Below are 19511 nucleotides of genomic sequence, written 5' to 3' on the forward strand. Positions count from 1 at the left end.
TTAACGGATCTCGATCATCGGGCGACCTGCGCGGGCCGGCACCAGTTCGCCTATTGCCGAAAGGGTTACGCCGCACTCTGCGGCGGCGGCGTAGACATCGCCCTCGGCCTCTGGCGCGACCGCCAGCAGCAGGCCGCCGGAGGTTTGCGGATCGCAAAGCAGATCGCGCACGGTGTCAGGCATATCGCCCATCAAGTGACCGTAGCTGGCGAAATTACGCTGGGTTCCGCCCGGCACTGCGCCCTGGACGATATACTCCTCTACACCCGGCAGTTTTGGCACATCTTCGTAGCAGATCTGCGCCTGTACACCTGCGCCCTGGCACATTTCGCTTAAATGCCCCAGCAGGCCGAAACCGGTGACATCGGTCATCGCCTGCACGCCGTCAATACGGGAAAACGCAGCCCCGGCAAGGTTCATCTGGCACATGACTTCGGTGGCCAGCCCCTGATGCTCCGGTTTAAGCAGCGATTTTTTCAGCGCGGTCGTCAGTACGCCAATGCCAAGCGGTTTGGTCAGAAAGAGCCTGCTGCCCGCGCGGGCGGTGCTGTTTTTCTTAATACGCTCGGTAGGAACGACGCCGGTCACCGCAAGGCCAAAAATAGGCTCCGGGGAGTCAATTGAGTGCCCGCCCGCCAGCGCGATCCCGGCGATTTTACAGGCATGTCGCCCCCCCTCCACCACCTCGCGGGCGATCTCCGGCGCCAGGGTGTTTACCGGCCAGCCGAGGATAGCGATGGCCATAATCGGTTTGCCGCCCATGGCGAAAATATCGCTGATGGCGTTGGTCGCGGCAATACGGCCAAAATCGTAAGGGTTATCGACAATCGGCATAAAAAAGTCGGTGGTGCTGATTACCGAGGTGCCGTCGCCAAGATCGTACACCGCTGCATCGTCGCGGGTTTCGTTACCCACCAGCAGGTTCGGATCGAAAAACTTTGCCTGCTCGCTGTGCAGAATGGTATCGAGCACTTTAGGGGAAATTTTACAACCGCAACCGGCTCCATGGCTGTATTGCGTGAGACGAATACCTTGTTCGTTCATGAACATCTCCTGTCTGGTCATTGCGGCTATGGTAACGCTCAACGCGTTATCTGATAAGCGAGAGTGTCTGAATTGCGGCGATTCGCTCACAATCCAGACAAATTGCTCATCTTGTGTCAGAAGTAACGGACAAAGGGGGCGGTATCGGGGGTGCTAATGGTGGTAGACGTCTTCAGCTGTGGGGTGCCGAGATATAAAAAGCCGACGATTTTATCCAGCTCGCCGCAGCCGAGCGCCTGGCGAACCACGTCGCTGTCGGTCAGCGGGCCGCTGCGCCAGATACCGTTAAAACCCTGCGCCAGCGCCGCCATCTGCATCGCCATCACCGCGCAGCCGGCAGAGAGCAGCTGCTCCCACTGCGGCACTTTATGGTGCTGCTGGCATTTCGCCACCACGGCAATGATCATCGGCGCGCGAAACGGCGAGGTGCGGGCCTTTTCAATGGCTTTTTCATCGAAGCCTGCCTGAACCGCGCCTTCGGTCAGGGTCTGGCTGAAACGTTCGCGCCCTTCGCCTTCAATAATAAAAAACTGCCAGGGCTGCAGCGTACCGTGATCCGGCGCGCGCATTCCCGCACGGATAATGTTTTCCAGTTGTTCGCCTGTCGGTGCCGGTTCTGCCAAACGGGACGCGCTGCGGCGGTTGACGAGCAGTTCAAGTGCATCCATTAGTTAAACTCCTGTTGTGAAATTTGTTCCTAAAATTAACACGTGCGTAGAATTTGTTACAGCGCCGCCAGCGATTCCTGCTGACAACGGGAACGCGGGTAATTAGGATAACCACACTTGCCGCTCGGGTCAGCGGTAAACGTTACTAATCAGGGAGAATACATGCGAACCCTTTGGCGTATTATTGCCGGTTTTTTTAAGTGGACATGGCGATTGCTGAATTTTATCCGCAATCTGGTGCTCAACATTTTCTTTATCTTTCTGCTGCTGGTGGTGGTTGGCATCTGGATGCAGCTTGATGACAGTAAAGCGGAACAGGCCGGTCGCGGCGCGCTGCTGATGGATATTACCGGCGTGGTGGTGGATAAACCTTCCGCCAGCAACCGGCTTGGCACGCTGGGGCGGCAACTCTTTGGCGCCAGTTCTGACAGGCTACAGGAGAATTCGCTGTTCGATATCGTTGATACGATTCGTCAGGCGAAGGACGATCGTAATATCACCGGCATCGTGCTGGATCTGAAAAACTTCGCCGGGGCCGATCAGCCCTCCATGCAATATATCGGCAAGGCGCTGCGCGAGTTCCGCGACAGCGGCAAACCGGTTTATGCGGTGGGCGATAACTACAGCCAGGGCCAGTATTATCTGGCGAGCTTCGCCAACAAAATCTGGCTGTCGCCGCAGGGCGTGGTGGATTTGCACGGTTTCGCCACCAACGGGCTGTACTACAAATCCCTGCTGGATAAGCTGAAAGTCAGCACCCACGTGTTCCGCGTCGGCACCTATAAATCCGCCGTCGAGCCGTTTATCCGCGATGATATGTCTCCTGCCGCGCGTGAGGCGGACAGCCGCTGGGTAGGCGAACTGTGGCAGAACTATCTCAACACCGTAGCGGCTAACCGCCAGCTTACCGCCCAGCAAATCTTCCCGGGCGCGCAGGGGGTACTGGACGGGCTGCGTAAAACCGGCGGCGACACGGCGAAATACGCGCTGGATAACAAGCTGGTGGATGAGCTGGGCACCAGCGCAGACGCTGAAAAAGCGCTGACCAAACAGTTTGGCTGGAGCGATAAAGACAAAAACTTCCGCGCCATCAGCTACTACGACTATCAGCTCAAAAAGCCGGTGGATCAGGGTGACGCGGTTGCGGCGGTGGTTGCTAATGGCGCGATTATGGATGGTGAAGAGACGCCGGGGAACGTGGGCGGCGATACCACCGCGTCGCAAATTCGTGATGCGCGCCTGGACCCGAAAGTCAAAGCCATTGTCCTGCGGGTAAACAGCCCTGGGGGTAGCGTCAGCGCCTCCGAGGTGATCCGCGCCGAGCTTGCCGCTGCGAAAGCCGCGGGTAAACCGGTAGTGGTTTCCATGGGCGGGATGGCGGCCTCCGGCGGCTACTGGATCTCCACACCGGCGAACTATATCGTCGCCAACCCCAGCACCCTCACCGGCTCAATTGGCATCTTCGGCGTTATCAATACCGTTGAAAACAGCCTCGACAGCATCGGCGTGCATACCGACGGCGTTGCAACCTCGCCGCTGGCGGATGTTTCCGTGACGAAGGCGCTGCCGCCTGAGGTGCAGCAAATGATGCAGCTCAGCATTGAAAACGGCTATAAGCGCTTTATCACCCTGGTCGCCGACGCGCGCAAGAGCACGCCGGAGCAGGTGGATAAAATTGCCCAGGGTCACGTCTGGACGGGGCAGGACGCAAAAGCGAACGGGCTGGTTGACGGACTCGGTGATTTCGACGACGCGGTGAAAAAGGCGGCGGAGCTGGCAAAACTGAAACAGTGGCACGTAGACTGGTATCAGAGTGAGCCTTCTTTCTTTGACCGTGTGGTAGACAGTATGTCGGGCTCGGTGCGCGCCATGCTGCCGCAGGCGCTGCAGGCTATGCTGCCCGCGCCGCTGGCCAGCGCTGCCCAGCAGGTCAAAACAGAAACGGACAAGCTGGCGGCGTTTAACGACCCGCAGAACCGTTATGCGTTTTGCCTGACCTGCGCCAATATCCGTTAAACATGCTTATCGCGGGGGCCGCTGTGCGGCCTCCGCCTTTTACTTTCGCTGCATCATTCATTCACTGCGTATATACTCCCCCCACTCAGTTTTCATACCTGTTATCTCATGCAAAAGAAATCGATCTACGTTGCCTATACGGGCGGCACCATTGGCATGCAGCGCTCCGAACATGGCTACATCCCCGTATCCGGTCATCTGCAGCGCCAGCTGGCGCTGATGCCGGAGTTCCATCGCCCCGAAATGCCCGCCTTCACGATTCACGAATACGCGCCGCTGATGGACTCCTCGGATATGACGCCGCAGGACTGGCAGCATATCGCCGACGATATCAAAGCCCACTATGACGATTACGACGGCTTCGTCATTCTGCACGGCACCGACACCATGGCGTACACCGCTTCTGCCCTGTCGTTTATGCTTGAGCATCTCGGCAAACCGGTCATTGTGACAGGGTCACAAATTCCGCTGGCGGAGCTGCGCTCTGACGGGCAAATCAACCTGCTGAATGCGTTATACGTGGCGGCGAATTTCCCCATTAACGAAGTGACGCTGTTCTTTAATAACCGCCTCTATCGGGGTAACCGCACCACGAAAGCCCACGCCGACGGTTTCAATGCGTTTGCTTCCCCTAACCTTCCGCCGCTGCTGGAAGCGGGCATCCACATCCGCCGGCTGGCGACGCCGCCTGCGCCACTGAGCGTGGGTGAGCTTATCGTTCACCCCATTACTCCGCAGCCCATTGGCGTGGTGACGATTTATCCGGGTATTTCAGCAGATGTAGTCAGAAACTTTCTACGCCAGCCGGTGAAGGCGCTGATTTTGCGCTCTTATGGTGTGGGTAACGCGCCGCAGAACGGCGAGTTTCTCAAAGAACTTCAGCAGGCCAGCGAGCGCGGCATCGTGGTGGTTAACCTGACGCAGTGTATGTCCGGTAAGGTAAACATGGGCGGTTACGCCACGGGTAACGCGCTGGCGCACGCTGGCGTGATTGGCGGCGCGGATATGACGGTCGAGGCCACCCTGACTAAACTTCACTATTTGCTGAGCCAGGATCTGGATGCCGACGCCATACGTCAGGCCATGATGCAGAATCTGCGCGGCGAACTGACGCCGGATGACTAAGGAGAACACCATGAAACAACGCGCTCTACTGTTGGTCGATCTACAAAATGATTTCTGCGCGGGCGGCGCGCTGGCCGTTTACGAAGGCGACAGCACGGTTGATGTGGCAAATACTCTGATCGACTGGTGCGAGGCCCGCGGCGAAGCGGTGCTGGCGACCCAGGACTGGCACCCGGCTCATCACGGCAGTTTCGCCAGTCAGCACAACGTTGAACCCTTTACCCAGGGTGAGCTGGACGGTCTGCCGCAAACCTTCTGGCCGGACCATTGCGTACAGGAGAGCGAGGGCGCGCAGCTCCATCCTCTGCTTAACCGCGCAGCCGTACAGGCGACGATCCGCAAAGGGGAAAACCCGGCGATTGACAGCTACAGCGCCTTTTTCGACAACGGCCACCGGCAGAAAACCGGGTTGGAAGCCTGGCTACGCCAGCGGGATATTGTTGAGCTGATCGTGATGGGCCTGGCCACCGACTATTGCGTGAAGTTCACCGTGCTGGACGCGCTACAGTTGGGGTATACCGTCAATGTCATTACCGACGGCTGCCGCGGCGTTAACGTCCAGCCTCAGGACAGCGCTCAGGCCTTTATGGAGATGGCGGCAGCGGGCGCCACGCTCTATACGCTGGCCGACTGGCAGGAAACGCAGGGGTAATATCTGTACCGGGAAGGCTTTCGCCCTTCCCGGCTTATCCTGCGCGGCATGTGCGAATTAATGCATTTTCAGCGTCGCGATCGGTTTTGGCGCAATGCCAAAATCCTCTTTCAGCTGCTGCTTACTCTTCATCACCATCTGCCCCTGGGTATCGATGGTCATATGCTGGGCGTCAGTGTTATGGCGCGCCTGCCACAGCATCACCAGCTGCAGGCTGTTCTCTTTTTGCTCCGGGGTCAGCGCCACGCCATCCGGCCATTTTCCCGTCTCAACCGCTGTGAGCAGCCGCTGGTAGATCTCCGGCGTCATGCTGTTAAGAACCTGTTCAATATTCATCGTTACCCGGCTCCTGTGGAATAAAAAGCTGAATCGATTTTTCAACCCTGAGTTGTGTCGCCGTTTTCCTCATCGGTAAAGCTTAGCGAGGCGGAATTGACGCAGTAGCGCTCACCGGTAGGCTGTGGTCCATCCGGAAAAACATGCCCCAGGTGAGCATCGCAGTTGCCGCAGCGAATTTCAACGCGCTGCATGCCGTGCGAGTAGTCATTCAGATAGCGGATAGACTCTTCGCTTACCGGCTCAAAAAAGCTCGGCCAGCCGCAGCCGGAATCATACTTGGTTTGCGAATGGAACAGCGCCGCATCGCAGACCAGGCAGTGGTAGACCCCTTCGCGTTTGTTATGCAAAAGTTTGCCAGTGAAAGGCGGCTCCGTGCCGTGATTTTGCGTCACGTAGAACTGCATTTCTGTCAGATTTTGTTTCAGATCGTCCTGGGAAGGTTTCATCGTCATATGCTCACATCTCGCAATAAAAACCCGTACATTTTCATTCGATTCTAACAAAACATTAACAATGAAGTGATAACTTTTGATCTAAACTTACTAGCTGCGAAAACAGCGGCAGGTAATTGTGACATCAATCACATTTTTATCCTACGCGACCTTTAGAATTTTGGGCGGCGTCCCCATATGGGGAGCATGCTCATAGGAAGAGTGAGGCGAGTCAGTCGAACAAAGGTTATGCGGAGAATTGATTTGTCGCAATGATTGACACGATTCCGCTTGACGCTGCGTAAGGTTTTTGTAATTTTACAGCCAACCTTTTATTCACTAACAAATAGCTGGTGGAATATATGACTATCAAAGTAGGTATCAACGGTTTTGGCCGTATCGGTCGCATTGTTTTCCGTGCTGCTCAGGAACGTTCTGACATCGAAATCGTTGGTATCAACGATCTGTTAGACGCTGAATACATGGCGTACATGCTGAAATATGACTCCACTCACGGTCGTTTCAACGGCACCGTAGAAGTGAAAGATGGCCATCTGGTTGTTAACGGCAAAACCATCCGTGTTACTGCTGAAAAAGATCCGGCTAACCTGAAGTGGAACGAAATCGGCGTTGACGTTGTTGCCGAAGCAACCGGTATCTTCCTGACCGACGAAACCGCGCGTAAACACATCACTGCCGGCGCGAAAAAAGTTGTTCTGACTGGTCCTTCCAAAGACAACACCCCGATGTTCGTACGTGGTGCTAACTTCGAAGCATACGCAGGCCAGGATATCGTTTCCAACGCATCCTGCACCACTAACTGCCTGGCACCGCTGGCGAAAGTTATCAACGACAACTTCGGCATCATCGAAGGTCTGATGACCACCGTTCACGCGACCACCGCTACTCAGAAAACCGTTGACGGCCCGTCTCATAAAGACTGGCGCGGCGGCCGCGGCGCATCCCAGAACATCATCCCGTCCTCTACCGGTGCTGCTAAAGCTGTAGGTAAAGTACTGCCGGAACTGAACGGCAAACTGACCGGTATGGCATTCCGCGTTCCGACTCCGAACGTATCCGTTGTTGACCTGACCGTTCGTCTGGAAAAAGCGGCAACTTACGAGCAGATCAAAGCTGCCGTTAAAGCTGCTTCCGAAGGCCCGATGAAAGGCGTTCTGGGTTACACCGAAGACGACGTTGTATCTACCGATTTCAACGGCGAAGTTTGCACTTCCGTGTTCGATGCTAAAGCGGGTATCGCACTGAACGACAACTTTGTGAAACTGGTTTCCTGGTACGACAACGAAACTGGCTACTCCAACAAAGTTCTGGACCTGATTGCCCACATCTCCAAATAAGTTGAGATGAGACAGTAATCTGTAAGAGCGACTTCGGTCGCTCTTTTTTTTGCCTGATTAACAAGGATTGCGTAATGATTAATAAAATTTTTGCACTTCCCGTAATCGAAAACATCACCCCTGCTATCTCCCGCCGCCAGCTCGATGAACTGGACGTGATTGTCATTGACCATCCGCAGGTGAAGGCCTCCTTTGCCCTGCAGGGCGCTCACCTGCTCTCCTGGAAACCGCAGGGTGAAGAAGAAGTTCTGTGGCTGAGCGACACCACGCCGTTCAAAAATGGCGTAGCGCTGCGTGGCGGCGTACCGATTTGCTGGCCGTGGTTTGGCCCGGCGCAGCAGCAGGGCCTGCCTGCTCACGGTTTCGCGCGTAATCTGCCGTGGACGCTGCAGGGGCACAACGAAGACGAAAGCGGCGTAGTGCTGACCTTCGAACTGCAGAGCAGCGACGCGTCGCGCCAGTACTGGCCGCATGACTTCACGCTCTATGCCCGTTATAAGCTGGGTAAAACCTGTGAGATCGAGCTGGAAGCGCACGGCGACTTTGAAACCACCTCTGCCCTGCACACCTATTTCAACGTTGGCGATATCAGCGCGGTGAAAGTGAGCGGCCTCGGCGACCGTTTCATTGATAAAGTGAACAATGCGCAGGAAGATGCGCTGAAGGACGGCGTCCAGACCTTCCCGGACCGTACCGACCGCGTCTATCTGAATCCGGAAGCCTGTAGCGTTATCCATGATGCCGCGCTGAACCGCGCTATTGAGGTTATCCATCACCATCATAGCAACGTCGTGGCGTGGAACCCGGGTCCGGCGCTCTCCGCCAGCATGACGGATATGCCGGACGATGGCTATAAGACCTTTGTTTGCGTGGAGTCCGCCTGTGCGACCGCTCCGCAGAAAGCCAGTGACGACAAGCCGTCCCGCCTGGCGCAGACCATTCGCGTGGCTAAACGCTGATTGGGTTTGCCCGGATGCGGCGCTGCCATATCCCCGCAGCGCTTCACGTGTAGCCTGGATAAGGCGCAGACGCGCCGCATCCGGGTATCCCCACGCCAGACGGTGTGTTACACCATATCCAGTGGCGTCTTGCGCCCCGGTGCAGGAAAGGCATCGTCCAGCCGCGCCAGATCTGCCGCGCTGAGCACAATCTTCAACGCCGCCGCATTTTCCTCAACATGAGCCACGCTCGCCGCCTTCGGAATGGCCATAACGCCCTGATGGCTGATAACCCAGGCCAGCAGGATTTGTGCGGCGGTGGCATTGTGCGCCCGGGCGATATGCGCCACCGCGCTGTGATTGAGCAGGCCATCGCGTAGCCGCCCGGCCTGCGCCAGCGGGCAGTAGGCCATCACCGGCATTCCCTGCTGCTGACACCAGGGCAGTAAGTCATATTCGATGCCGCGCGAGCCGAGATGGTAAAGCACCTGATCGGTGACGCAGGCCTGGCCGCCCTGCACCCGCCACAGCTCCTGCATATCGCCGTAATCAAGGTTAGAGACGCCCCAGCGGCGGATTTTACCCTGCTGCACTAAGGTCTCCATCACCTCAACGGTTTCGGCCAGAGAGTAATTACCGCGCCAGTGCAGCAGGTAAAGATCCAGATAATCGGTATTCAGCCGGCGCAGGCTCGCTTCACAGGCGGCAATGGCCTTTTTCCCCCCCGCGTTCCAGGGGTAAACTTTAGAGACCAGATAGACTTTGTCCCGCAGGCCGCCGCGCAGCGCCTCGCCGACGACCTCTTCCGCGCCGCCATCGGCATACATTTCTGCGGTATCAATAAGCGTAAGTCCGGCTTCGATGCCCGCCCGCAGCGCATCCACTTCTTTCTGCCGCTGCCTGTCGTTTTCCCCCATATACCAGGTTCCCTGACCAATTGCAGGCAGCGCTATCTCACCTGCAAAACAAACATTTTTATCAGTCATTGATTCCTCCTTGGTTAAACGCACCACCGTAAAGCAAAACAGGGCCAAAGGCCCTGTTTTAATGCACAGATTGCACTAGTGATTAGCACAATCAGAAACGCCAGGTTACCCCGGTAGAGAAGATGCCCGCCCAGGACTTATCCACCATCGGGCTGTCTTTAATTTCATCGGAGAGATGGGTGTAGCGACCGGTACCGTAAACGCTAAGGTTGTCGGTAAGGCTGTAGCTTGCGGTCAGCTCCAGGTACGGGTTCCAGCTGTCTTCCGGATCGTAGCTGTCAAGACCGCTGCGACGGGCTTCTGAGCGGGAAACACCGTAGTAGTATTCGTTCTGGTTATCGCTGTTCCATTCAACGCCAATACCAGGCGTCACGGTCAGCGCTCCGGCGTTGTAGCGGTAGAGCCAGCCCAGATCCCAGATAACCCCGTTGCTGTTATCCAGCGTATCGCCCGCAAGCGTAGTCCGCAGGAAACCATAAGGGGTGTTATGCACGTAGCTCAGCCCCGCCATCATCGTGGACTTACGTTTGTCCAGCTCGCGCAGTTGGCGATCGTCGCTGTCGCCCGGTTTGAACTGCATCGGGTTATAGAACGCGGCGATAGAGAGCTTATCGGTATCATCATTCCACAGATAATAACCACCCCCCAGTCCGTGGAACCAGAAGTTGTCGCTCTCCCAGGAGATAACCGGAATGGGAACAACGTCACGATCGTAATCTTTATAAGGCGATTCGGCAACGCCCACGCCCGCACCCAGGGAGAAGTTGCTTTCCGCATTTACCGCAAAAGAAGAAGCGGCAACAAGTGCGCCCAGTGTCAGGATTTTGAATTTGGTCACAGTCCTTGAGTTCCTGTAGTCAGTGATCGGCGAAAGAAGTTTAACTGGCTCTGACAATCATCCCAAATATTTTTACTTAACCAATACAAATCGAACTCCCTACCATGCGGCTTTTATATGACAAGCTGCTTGCGGATTTGTTAAGCCTGCATTTTTTCACACTGCAAGGCTTATCACAAAAGCGAGCATTAATGGATGAGTTATTGATAAGTCATTGAAATTAATTTTGCTCAACAGGCAAGTTTTGCAATTGCGATCTACGCTGTATTTAAGAAGATATTTTACCGAACCCGCCTGCTGTTATTAACATGCAACCTGGCACAAGGGTTGCTGCGTGACACTTAGCGTCGTTCAGTTAACGCTTCCGGGAGCCTCTACTATTCATATGAACGGCTCTTTACCTGTGCTAAAAAACGAAAGGACGGCATGCCATGAATATATTCGATCACTATCGCCAGCGTTATGAAGCTGCCAAGGACGAAGAGTTCACACTGCAGGAGTTCCTTGCTATTTGTCGGCAGGATCGCAGTGCCTATGCTAACGCGGCAGAGCGGCTATTGACGGCCATCGGTGAGCCAGTGATGGTGGATACTGCCCAGGAGCCACGGCTTTCCCGTCTCTTTTCGAACCGGGTCATCGCACGTTACCCGGCGTTTGAAGAGTTCTATGGTATGGAAGAGGCTATCGAGCAAATTGTCTCCTATCTCAAGCACGCCGCTCAGGGGCTTGAAGAGAAGAAACAGATCCTCTATTTGCTCGGCCCGGTAGGCGGCGGTAAATCCTCACTCGCCGAACGCCTGAAAGCGTTAATGCAGCGTGTGCCTATTTATGTGTTAAGCGCCAACGGCGAGCGTAGCCCGGTTAACGATCACCCGCTCTGCCTGTTCAACCCGCAGGAAGACGCGCAGATTCTGGAAAAAGAGTACGGCGTACCGCGCCGTTACCTCGGTACGATTATGTCGCCGTGGGCTGCAAAAAGGCTGCACGACTTCGGCGGCGATATCAGTAAATTCCGCGTGGTGAAAGTCTGGCCGTCGATACTGGAACAGATAGCGATCGCCAAAACCGAGCCTGGGGACGAGAACAACCAGGATATTTCGGCGCTGGTGGGTAAAGTAGATATCCGTAAGCTGGAGAACCACGCCCAGAACGATCCCGATGCCTATGGCTACTCCGGCGCGCTGTGCCGCGCCAACCAGGGGATTATGGAATTCGTCGAGATGTTCAAAGCCCCTATCAAGGTACTGCACCCGCTGCTGACCGCCACGCAGGAGGGGAACTATAACGGTACGGAAGGTATTTCCGCCCTGCCGTTTAACGGCATCATCCTTGCCCACTCGAACGAATCGGAATGGGTCACTTTCCGCAACAACAAAAACAACGAGGCGTTTCTTGACCGTGTTTATATCGTCAAGGTGCCTTACTGCCTGCGTATTTCGGAAGAGATCAGAATTTACGAGAAGCTGCTTAACCACAGTGAACTCTCCCACGCCCCCTGCGCGCCGGGAACACTGGAGACGCTGGCGCGATTCTCCATTCTCTCGCGCCTGAAAGAGCCGGAAAACTCCAGCGTCTATTCAAAAATGCGCGTTTATGACGGTGAAAGCCTGAAAGATACCGACCCGAAAGCGAAGTCGTACCAGGAGTATCGTGACTACGCCGGGGTAGACGAAGGCATGAACGGGCTGTCAACGCGCTTTGCCTTTAAGATCCTCTCGCGTGTCTTTAACTTTGACCATGCGGAAGTTGCCGCTAACCCGGTGCACCTCTTCTACGTGCTGGAGCAGCAGATCGAGCGCGAGCAGTTCCCGCAGGAGCAGGCAGAGCGCTACCTGGAGTTCCTGAAAGGTTATCTGATCCCGAAATACGCCGAGTTTATCGGCAAAGAGATCCAGACCGCCTATCTCGAATCTTACTCCGAGTACGGGCAGAACATTTTTGACCGCTACGTTACCTATGCTGACTTCTGGATTCAGGATCAGGAGTATCGTGATCCGGATACCGGGCAGCTGTTTGACCGCGAGTCTCTGAACGCAGAGCTGGAAAAAATCGAGAAGCCCGCCGGGATCAGCAATCCGAAGGACTTCCGTAATGAGATAGTCAACTTCGTGCTGCGCGCGCGGGCCAATAATAATGGCCGTAATCCGAACTGGACCAGCTATGAAAAACTGCGCACGGTGATTGAGAAGAAAATGTTCTCCAATACCGAGGAGCTGCTGCCGGTTATCTCCTTCAACGCCAAGACCTCAACCGACGAGCAGAAAAAGCACGACGATTTTGTCGACCGCATGATGGAGAAAGGCTATACCCGTAAACAGGTGCGTTTACTGTGCGAATGGTATTTGCGCGTACGTAAATCGTCATAATAACAATTGCCCGGTGGCGCCTGCGCTTACCGGGCCAATAGTTCGTCTGTACGCAACATCACTCAGGGTGTATCAAGCCGACGCCGGAACACCATGAAGGGTAAAGCGTAAGTTGGCAAATGCAGTACGGGGGGCATATGACCTGGTTCATAGACCGACGCCTTAACGGCAAAAATAAGAGCACGGTTAACCGCCAGCGCTTTTTGCGTCGTTATAAATCGCAGATAAAGCAGTCCATTTCCGAGGCCATTAATAAGCGCTCGGTCACCGATGTAGAGACAGGAGAATCCGTCTCTATTCCAAACGAAGATATCAGTGAACCGATTTTCCACCAGGGACGCGGCGGCCTGCGCCACCGGGTACACCCTGGTAATGACCATTTCGTGCAGAACGACCGCATCGAGCGCCCGCAGGGCGGCGGTGGCGGCGGCGGAAGCGGTCAGGGGCAGGCCAGCGCCGATGGCGAGGGGCAGGATGAGTTTGTCTTCCAGATCTCCAAAGACGAGTACCTTGATCTGCTCTTTGAAGACCTGGCGCTACCGAACCTGAAAAAGATCAGCAGCGCCAGCTCAACGAATTCAAAACCCACCGCGCCGGGTACACCGCCAACGGCGTTCCCGCTAACATCAGCGTCGTGCGGTCGCTGCAGAACTCACTCGCCCGGCGCACCGCCATGACCGCAGGCAAGCGCCGCGAACTGCGGGAGCTGGAGAGCAGCCTGGCGAGCGTCGCCAGAAGCGAACCAGCACAGCTGCTGGAAGAGGAGCGCCTGCGCAAAGAGATTGCCGAACTGCGCGCGAAGATAGAGCGGGTGCCGTTTATCGACACCTTCGATCTACGCTACAAAAACTATGAAAAACGCCCGGAGCCATCAAGCCAGGCGGTGATGTTCTGCCTGATGGACGTCTCCGGCTCGATGGACCAGGCCACGAAGGATATGGCTAAGCGCTTCTATATTCTGCTCTATCTCTTCCTGAGCCGAACTTATAAGAACGTTGAAGTGGTCTATATCCGCCATCATACGCAGGCGAAAGAGGTGGATGAGCATGAGTTCTTCTACTCGCAGGAGACCGGCGGCACCATTGTTTCCAGCGCCCTGAAACTGATGGATGAGGTGGTGAAGGAGCGCTACGACCCGGCGCAGTGGAATATCTACGCCGCGCAGGCCTCCGATGGCGATAACTGGGCGGATGACTCGCCGCTGTGCCACGAGATCCTGGCGAAGAAAATCCTGCCGGTGGTGCGTTATTACAGCTATATCGAAATAACCCGCCGCGCCCACCAGACGCTGTGGCGCGAGTATGAACACTTACAGACCCTGTTCGATAATTTCGCCATTCAGCATATCCGCGATCAGGAAGATATCTACCCGGTGTTTCGCGAGCTGTTCCACAAGCAAAACGCTACGTCCGGCAGTTAATCCCCTGGCCAGCGCACCGCGCTGGCCCTCCTCAAAGCGGCAAATTACGGTACAAAAATGCAGCTATTCCGCCTCTTGGCGCAGAAGAATCATGCCATAGTAGTTCACGAATAAACTCGACTTTCCGCTTGTACTTTTGAACGCGGTTTTTTAACAGTACACATTAAAACAGTAATGTTATGCTACCTTAAGCCGTCCCGTCCTCGGGGCGGCTTTTTTATAGGCCCGCTCACCGCGCTAGCGCCAGCCCGATTTTTCCAGCGACAATACCGAAATGACCAGAATTGCCATCACCGCCAGCAGCCCGCTAAAAATAATTACCGCCTCGGTAAACATAGGATCGTTCATTTTCAGTCGCCTGTTTTTTGCCCGATTAATATCACTGTTACCCTGGCTGCATGACGATTTGATGACGTCTGGCGGCGCTACCGAAAAAATGCGCCCGCTGAAACGTTTCATAATGAAATGTCAGCTATTTTTCCTTTCGCCAGCGGCAAAATACTATTTTGCGGTGGATTATCATTAATTTGTTACCGGTATCACGAAAAGCAGTTTCCATAAATCCGTTGCCAGATCTCGTAATTGTTAAGAAGCGGTAATTAACACACCATGATATTCACACCTTCACGAAAAAATAACCTTACACTTCCAGGTGAATACCATGAATTTTACGATCGCTCGTAAAGAAAAAATCGGTTATGGTCTGGGCGATATGGCCAGCCATGTCGGGCTGGATAACGTCATTATTTTCCTTACCTTCTATTACACCGACGTAGTAGGGCTTCCGGCGGCGTTTTGTCGGCACCATGTTTCTACTGGCGCGCACGGCGGATGCGATTATCGACCCGGCAATGGGCTATCTCGCCGACCGCACCAAAAGCCGCTGGGGCAAATTTCGCCCGTGGATGCTGTGGCTCGCCCTGCCTTTCGGCGCAAGCTGCCTGCTGACTTACGCCGTGCCGGAATCCCTCACCCTGACTGGCAAGATGGTCTTCGCCACCATTAGCTATACCTTTATGATGCTGATGTACACCGCCATTAATATTCCCTACTGCTCGATGGGCGCGGTGATTACACCGAATAACGAAGACCGTATTTCATTACAGTCTTACCGGTTTTTCCTCGCTACGCTGGGCGGCGCAATGTCGACATTCTTAATGATGCCGCTGGCGCAATATCTGGGTGGGGAAGATAAATTAATGGGCTACCGCTGGGCGATGGCGATTATGGCCAGCGCCACGGTAATTATGTTCTGGCTCTGTTTCGCCTGGACCCGCGAGCGAATTAACGCACCCGCAACCCACAATAATTATCTTGCCGAACTGCGCGATCTGTTACGTAACGATCAGTGGCGGGTCGTGGCTGCGCTGGTGGTCACGAATATCGGCTTTGGGGTTATTCGTCTTGGCGCAATGATGTATTTCGTGACCTATTATCTGGGCAGCGCCAGCTATTTTATGTGGATGCTCGGGGCGCATATTCTGGGTAAAGCGGCGGGCAGCGCGCTGGCGAAACGGCTGACGCGTAACTACAGCAAAGTGCAGATGTTCGGCTACTGCTGCGTGCTGGTTGGGGTGTTGAGCATCGCCCTCTTTTTCGCGCCCAAATCGGTCTACGTACTGGTTCCCCTCACCTTTATCATCTCCACCTTCTACCAGGCGACCACGACCCTGATGTGGGTGATGATGGCTGACGTTGCCGACTACGGCGAATGGCTGCAGGGCAAGCGCATGGACGGCGTTATCTTCTCAACCTTCCTGGCGGTGCTGAAACTGGGGATGGCCATCAGCGGCGCAATTGTCGGCTGGACGCTCGGCCTCAGCGGCTATGTCGCCAACGCGCCGCACCAGACCTCCACGGCCATGTACTGCATTGTGGCGCTGTTCACCGTCGTACCGGGCGTGCTTTCGCTGCTCTCTTTCGCCGCTCTGCGCTGGTACAAACTCGACGACAACACCATGAAATCCATCAATCTTGCCCGTCAAAATCTCGCATAAAAAGGACGCATATTCATGAGCGAACTGATTCAACACTCTGACAGTATCGAATGGCGTTTTGAGCGTCAGATCCTGCGTATCGAACCCTGGGGCGAGCACAGCCTGCGCGTTCGCGCGACCTGTGCTCCGGCCTTTAACGATACCCTGCATGCCCTGCTTCCTGCCCCTGCCAGCACGCCGCACATCACCGCCGGTGCAGAGCAGCTGACACTGCGCAACGGCAACATTACCGCCGTGCTCAACCTGAAAGGGCAGCTGGCTTTCTACAACCAGCGCGGGGAGCTGCTGCTTGAAGAGATGTGGCGACAGCGCTCCACGGTCGGCATCGGCGCCAGCGAAAAAAGCCAGGACAAATATGTCAGCGCGTTAAAGCTTGATGGCCGCGAATTCCGCCCCCTGCCAGGCGGCAAGTATCAGCTTACGGTACGGTTTGAATCCCGCCCCGACGAGCATATCTACGGCATGGGCCAGTACCAGCAGCCCTGGCTGGATCTGAAGGGCTGCGCGCTGGAACTGGCGCAGCGAAACTCGCAGGCCAGCGTGCCCTTTATGCAGTCAAGCCTGGGCTATGGCCTGCTGTGGAACAACCCGGCGATTGGCGAAGCCAGTTTCGCTAAAAACCAGACCACCTGGCTTGCCCGCGTTACCCAGGAGATGGACTACTGGATAACCGCCGCCGATAGCGTACCGGCGTTAACCCGGCAGTACGCCAGGGCCACCGGCACGCCGCCCCCTGCCCCGGCGTTCACCAGCGGGCTCTGGCAGTGCAAACTGCGCTACCGCACCCAGCAGGAGGTGCTGGAGGTGGCGCGTGAATACCGCCGCCGCCATCTGCCGCTGTCGGTGATGGTCATCGACTTCTTTCACTGGCCAAACCAGGGCACCTGGTGCTTCGACCCGGTGGACTGGCCCGATCCGAAAACGATGGTAGACGAGCTGAAATCCTTAGGCATTGAGCTGATGGTTTCCGTCTGGCCAACGGTGGAAGCCCGTAGCCCGCTCTTTCCGGTGATGAAAGCGAAAGGGCTGCTGGTCACCAGCGATCGCGGGGTGCAGGTCAACCTCGACTTTATGGGCAACACCACCTTTTTCGACGCCACCCATCCGCAGGCGCGGGCGTTTGTCTGGGAGACGGTAAAGAAAAACTACTACGATCTGGGCATCAAACTGTTCTGGCTCGATGAGGCAGAGCCGGAGTACCGGGCCTACGATTTTGATAACTATCGCTACCACGCAGGGCCGGTGCTGGAAGTCGGCAACCAGTATCCGCGTGATTTCGCCCAGGGCTTCTACGAGGGCTTAGCGGCCTGCGGGGAGGAAGATATTATCAACCTGGTGCGCTGCTCGTGGGCGGGCAGCCAGCGCTTTGGCGTGCTGGCCTGGTCCGGGGATGTTCACTCCTCCTTCCACGCGTTTCGCAACCAGCTGGCGGCCGGGCTGAATATGGGGCTGGCAGGCATTCCGTGGTGGACTACCGACATCGGCGGTTTTCAGGGCGGCAACGTCAACGATCCGGCGTTCCACGAATTATTGATTCGCTGGTTCCAGTGGGCGGTCTTCTGCCCGGTGCTGCGTATGCATGGTTACCGCGAACCGCAGATCCAGCCGCCGGAAAGCTATCGCAACGGCATTCCCCAGTGCAACAGCGGCTCACCCAATGAGCTGTGGAGCTACGGCGAAGAGAACTATGCCATTATGCAGCACTGGCTGGGCGTGCGCGAAAAACTGCGCCCTTATGTCGATGCCCTGTTTGACAATGCCCACCGCCACGGCGATCCGTTGATGCGCCCGCTGTTCTGGCGCTACCCTGACGAGCCTCAGAGCTGGCAGGTGGAGGATCAGTATCTGTTCGGCGATGACCTGCTCATAGCGCCGGTGCTGCACGCAGGCGAGCGCCAGCGCACGGTCTGGCTGCCGGGCGACCATGGCTGGATCGCGCTTAACGGCGAACGCTATCAGGGCCAGCAGAAGGTAACCGTCGACGCGGGGCTGGACACTATTCCGGTCTTCGTGCGCGAGGATAGCCCGCTGGTCTCCCTGCTGGTAAACCGCTAACCGCTACAGCACGTTTCGTTATAAAAAGCCTGCTTCCTTGCGCGCATCCGCGTAAAGTAAGCAGGCTTATCTTTTTTTAGCAAGGAACGAAACGAACTCCATGTTTGATACCACGCTTTTTATCCTTCTGGGTCTGGTGGCGCTCAGCTTTATCAGCCACAACACCACCGTCGCCGTTGCCGTTATGGTGCTGATTATCGTCAGGATCACCCCGCTCAACAGTTATTTCCCCTGGGTGGAAAAACAGGGGCTAACCGTCGGCATCGTCATCCTGACCATTGGCGTCATGGCCCCTATCGCCAGCGGCACACTGCCCCCATCGACGCTGATTAGCTCTTTTCTGAACTGGAAATCGCTGGTCGCCATCGCCGTCGGGGTCTTTGTCTCCTGGCTTGGCGGGCGGGGGGTGACGCTAATGAGTTCACAGCCCTCGCTGGTCGCCGGGCTGCTGGTGGGAACGGTGCTGGGTGTGGCCCTGTTCCGCGGCGTGCCGGTAGGGCCACTGATCGCGGCGGGCCTTGTTTCGCTGCTAATTGGCAGGCAGTAGCGGGCGGCGCTGCCAGCGTTTTACCGCCAGTTCAAGCAGGCTGCACAGCAGGTAATAAACCAGACCGGTAAAAATAAACAGCGCGGCCGGATAGACCTGTACCCGGTTATTTACCTGACCGGCAACGGTTGTCAGCTCCGGTACGTTGACGATAAAAGCCAGCGACGTGTCTTTTAACAGCGCGATGAGCAGCCCGATATAAGACGGAATCGCGTTGCGCAGCGCCTGGGGCAGCAGCACCAGGCGCAGAATGCCAGCACTGCTAAAACCGCTGCTCAACGCCGCCTCGTACTGCCCGCTGGGTAAGGCATTCAGCGCCGCCAGCGTCGAGTACATCACCGACGCGGAGGTAAACCAGGCCAGCGCCAGAGTGACCGTCACCGCGCCGGGCAAATTACTCCCGGTCAGCCACGGCAGTAAGAACCATAGCCAGAAGATGACAAAAATCAGTGGAATACCACGAATCAGCTCCGCCCAGATAAACAGTACCCGGCGCGGCCAGCCGGGAAAACGCCAGGCGCAACAGGCGAGCAGGATGCCGCCGGGAAAAGCCAGCAGCCCGGCGCCAACGGTCATCAGCAGCGAAAGCAGCACCCCGCCCGGCTCGCCCTGCGCGGCGCGCCCCACCAGCAGGTAATCAAGGTTGTCGGTAATCACCGTAATGTTAGCGAGCACGTTTCATCTCCTTGCGCGTCATGGCCCGCCATCCGCGCGGGAGGTTAAACAGCAGG

At 56.2% G+C, this 19511-nt stretch carries 16 protein-coding genes and 2 pseudogenes; 10 read left to right on the forward strand and 8 right to left on the reverse strand.

All coding sequences use genetic code 11. The features are described from left to right. Together selD and ENTHG_RS07280 are read right to left on the reverse strand one after the other, a co-directional pair. Window positions 1-1044, reverse strand: coding sequence for a selenide, water dikinase SelD (gene selD, locus ENTHG_RS07275; protein WP_044177386.1), 1044 nt, complete (start codon window positions 1042-1044; stop codon window positions 1-3). 116 nt (window positions 1045-1160) lie between these two features. Further along, window positions 1161-1712, reverse strand: a complete 552-nt coding sequence (locus ENTHG_RS07280; protein WP_044177388.1) for an NAD(P)H nitroreductase — start codon at window positions 1710-1712, stop codon at window positions 1161-1163. Between the two features lie 162 nt (window positions 1713-1874). On the opposite strand from ENTHG_RS07280, the gene sppA reads away from it, so the two are divergent. From sppA to pncA, 3 genes are all read left to right on the forward strand, one after another. After that, entirely contained in the window at window positions 1875-3728 is a 1854-nt protein-coding gene (sppA, locus tag ENTHG_RS07285) for a signal peptide peptidase SppA (protein ID WP_044177391.1), read from the forward strand. Between the two features lie 108 nt (window positions 3729-3836). Then, window positions 3837-4853, forward strand: a complete 1017-nt coding sequence (gene ansA, locus ENTHG_RS07290; RefSeq protein ID WP_044177392.1) for an asparaginase — start codon at window positions 3837-3839, stop codon at window positions 4851-4853. A gap of 10 nt (window positions 4854-4863) precedes the next feature. Then, window positions 4864-5505, forward strand: a complete 642-nt coding sequence (gene pncA / locus ENTHG_RS07295) for a bifunctional nicotinamidase/pyrazinamidase (RefSeq protein WP_044177395.1) — start codon at window positions 4864-4866, stop codon at window positions 5503-5505. A 57-nt stretch (window positions 5506-5562) separates the two neighbouring features. On the opposite strand, the gene ENTHG_RS07300 is transcribed toward pncA, so the two are convergent. Both ENTHG_RS07300 and msrB read right to left on the reverse strand, forming a co-directional pair. After that, window positions 5563-5841, reverse strand: coding sequence for a YeaC family protein (locus tag ENTHG_RS07300; RefSeq protein WP_044177398.1), 279 nt, complete (start codon window positions 5839-5841; stop codon window positions 5563-5565). Window positions 5842-5882: 41 nt separating this feature from the next. Continuing rightward, window positions 5883-6296, reverse strand: a complete 414-nt coding sequence (gene msrB, locus ENTHG_RS07305; RefSeq protein ID WP_044177400.1) for a peptide-methionine (R)-S-oxide reductase MsrB — start codon at window positions 6294-6296, stop codon at window positions 5883-5885. Between the two features lie 341 nt (window positions 6297-6637). On the opposite strand from msrB, the gene gapA reads away from it, so the two are divergent. Together gapA and ENTHG_RS07315 are read left to right on the forward strand one after the other, a co-directional pair. Continuing rightward, window positions 6638-7633 (forward strand): glyceraldehyde-3-phosphate dehydrogenase, encoded by a 996-nt coding sequence (gene gapA / locus ENTHG_RS07310; RefSeq protein ID WP_044177403.1) that lies wholly within the window; start codon window positions 6638-6640, stop codon window positions 7631-7633. A gap of 74 nt (window positions 7634-7707) precedes the next feature. Continuing rightward, a complete protein-coding gene (locus tag ENTHG_RS07315) occupies window positions 7708-8592 on the forward strand; it encodes a D-hexose-6-phosphate mutarotase (protein ID WP_044177406.1) in 885 nt (294 codons plus the stop codon). Window positions 8593-8699: 107 nt separating this feature from the next. On the opposite strand, the gene ENTHG_RS07320 is transcribed toward ENTHG_RS07315, so the two are convergent. Both ENTHG_RS07320 and ENTHG_RS07325 read right to left on the reverse strand, forming a co-directional pair. Next, window positions 8700-9557 carry an aldo/keto reductase gene (locus ENTHG_RS07320; protein ID WP_044177409.1) on the reverse strand — a complete coding sequence of 286 codons (858 nt, stop codon included), beginning with the start codon at window positions 9555-9557 and terminating at the stop codon, window positions 8700-8702. 91 nt (window positions 9558-9648) lie between these two features. Next, window positions 9649-10395, reverse strand: coding sequence for a MipA/OmpV family protein (locus ENTHG_RS07325; RefSeq protein ID WP_044177411.1), 747 nt, complete (start codon window positions 10393-10395; stop codon window positions 9649-9651). Between the two features lie 431 nt (window positions 10396-10826). Here ENTHG_RS07325 and yeaG point away from each other — a divergent pair, with 431 nt between their 5' ends. Both yeaG and ENTHG_RS07335 read left to right on the forward strand, forming a co-directional pair. After that, window positions 10827-12761, forward strand: a complete 1935-nt coding sequence (gene yeaG / locus ENTHG_RS07330) for a protein kinase YeaG (RefSeq protein ID WP_044177414.1) — start codon at window positions 10827-10829, stop codon at window positions 12759-12761. Between the two features lie 137 nt (window positions 12762-12898). After that, window positions 12899-14181 (forward strand): annotated as a pseudogene (locus ENTHG_RS07335) (YeaH/YhbH family protein). A 237-nt stretch (window positions 14182-14418) separates the two neighbouring features. Here the strand turns inward: ENTHG_RS07335 and yoaI are convergent. Beyond that, window positions 14419-14529 carry a small membrane protein YoaI gene (gene yoaI / locus ENTHG_RS26280; RefSeq protein WP_275404578.1) on the reverse strand — a complete coding sequence of 37 codons (111 nt, stop codon included), beginning with the start codon at window positions 14527-14529 and terminating at the stop codon, window positions 14419-14421. 313 nt (window positions 14530-14842) lie between these two features. On the opposite strand from yoaI, the pseudogene ENTHG_RS07345 reads away from it, so the two are divergent. The 3 genes and pseudogenes from ENTHG_RS07345 to ENTHG_RS07355 all read left to right on the forward strand — a co-directional run bounded on the left by ENTHG_RS07345 (window position 14843) and on the right by ENTHG_RS07355 (window position 18780). After that, window positions 14843-16178: pseudogene (locus ENTHG_RS07345) on the forward strand (glycoside-pentoside-hexuronide (GPH):cation symporter). 15 nt (window positions 16179-16193) lie between these two features. After that, on the forward strand, window positions 16194-18233 hold the full coding sequence (locus ENTHG_RS07350) for a glycoside hydrolase family 31 protein (protein ID WP_044177419.1): 2040 nt from the start codon (window positions 16194-16196) through the stop codon (window positions 18231-18233). Between the two features lie 100 nt (window positions 18234-18333). Next, window positions 18334-18780, forward strand: coding sequence for a DUF441 domain-containing protein (locus tag ENTHG_RS07355; protein WP_044177421.1), 447 nt, complete (start codon window positions 18334-18336; stop codon window positions 18778-18780). Here ENTHG_RS07355 and ENTHG_RS07360 read toward each other — a convergent pair. Beyond that, on the reverse strand, window positions 18763-19455 hold the full coding sequence (locus tag ENTHG_RS07360) for an amino acid ABC transporter permease (protein WP_044177423.1): 693 nt from the start codon (window positions 19453-19455) through the stop codon (window positions 18763-18765). The two genes, ENTHG_RS07355 and ENTHG_RS07360, sit on opposite strands and share 18 nt — an antisense overlap. Window positions 19456-19511: the final 56 nt, after the last annotated feature.

This window comes from Phytobacter massiliensis JC163 (genome assembly GCF_000321045.1).
GTDB classification, from domain to species: Bacteria; Pseudomonadota; Gammaproteobacteria; order Enterobacterales; family Enterobacteriaceae; genus Phytobacter_A; species Phytobacter_A massiliensis.

Coding starts and splice junctions, on each gene's coding strand:
- yoaI (WP_275404578.1), bottom strand. CDS start 14,529: ATGAACGATCCTATGTTTACCGAGGCGGTAATTATTTTTAGCGGGCTG.
- ENTHG_RS07355 (WP_044177421.1), top strand. CDS start 18,334: ATGTTTGATACCACGCTTTTTATCCTTCTGGGTCTGGTGGCGCTCAGC.
- ENTHG_RS07350 (WP_044177419.1), top strand. CDS start 16,194: ATGAGCGAACTGATTCAACACTCTGACAGTATCGAATGGCGTTTTGAG.
- ENTHG_RS07320 (WP_044177409.1), bottom strand. CDS start 9,557: ATGACTGATAAAAATGTTTGTTTTGCAGGTGAGATAGCGCTGCCTGCA.
- ENTHG_RS07300 (WP_044177398.1), bottom strand. CDS start 5,841: ATGAATATTGAACAGGTTCTTAACAGCATGACGCCGGAGATCTACCAG.
- gapA (WP_044177403.1), top strand. CDS start 6,638: ATGACTATCAAAGTAGGTATCAACGGTTTTGGCCGTATCGGTCGCATT.
- msrB (WP_044177400.1), bottom strand. CDS start 6,296: ATGACGATGAAACCTTCCCAGGACGATCTGAAACAAAATCTGACAGAA.
- ansA (WP_044177392.1), top strand. CDS start 3,837: ATGCAAAAGAAATCGATCTACGTTGCCTATACGGGCGGCACCATTGGC.
- pncA (WP_044177395.1), top strand. CDS start 4,864: ATGAAACAACGCGCTCTACTGTTGGTCGATCTACAAAATGATTTCTGC.
- selD (WP_044177386.1), bottom strand. CDS start 1,044: ATGAACGAACAAGGTATTCGTCTCACGCAATACAGCCATGGAGCCGGT.
- sppA (WP_044177391.1), top strand. CDS start 1,875: ATGCGAACCCTTTGGCGTATTATTGCCGGTTTTTTTAAGTGGACATGG.
- yeaG (WP_044177414.1), top strand. CDS start 10,827: ATGAATATATTCGATCACTATCGCCAGCGTTATGAAGCTGCCAAGGAC.
- ENTHG_RS07280 (WP_044177388.1), bottom strand. CDS start 1,712: ATGGATGCACTTGAACTGCTCGTCAACCGCCGCAGCGCGTCCCGTTTG.
- ENTHG_RS07315 (WP_044177406.1), top strand. CDS start 7,708: ATGATTAATAAAATTTTTGCACTTCCCGTAATCGAAAACATCACCCCT.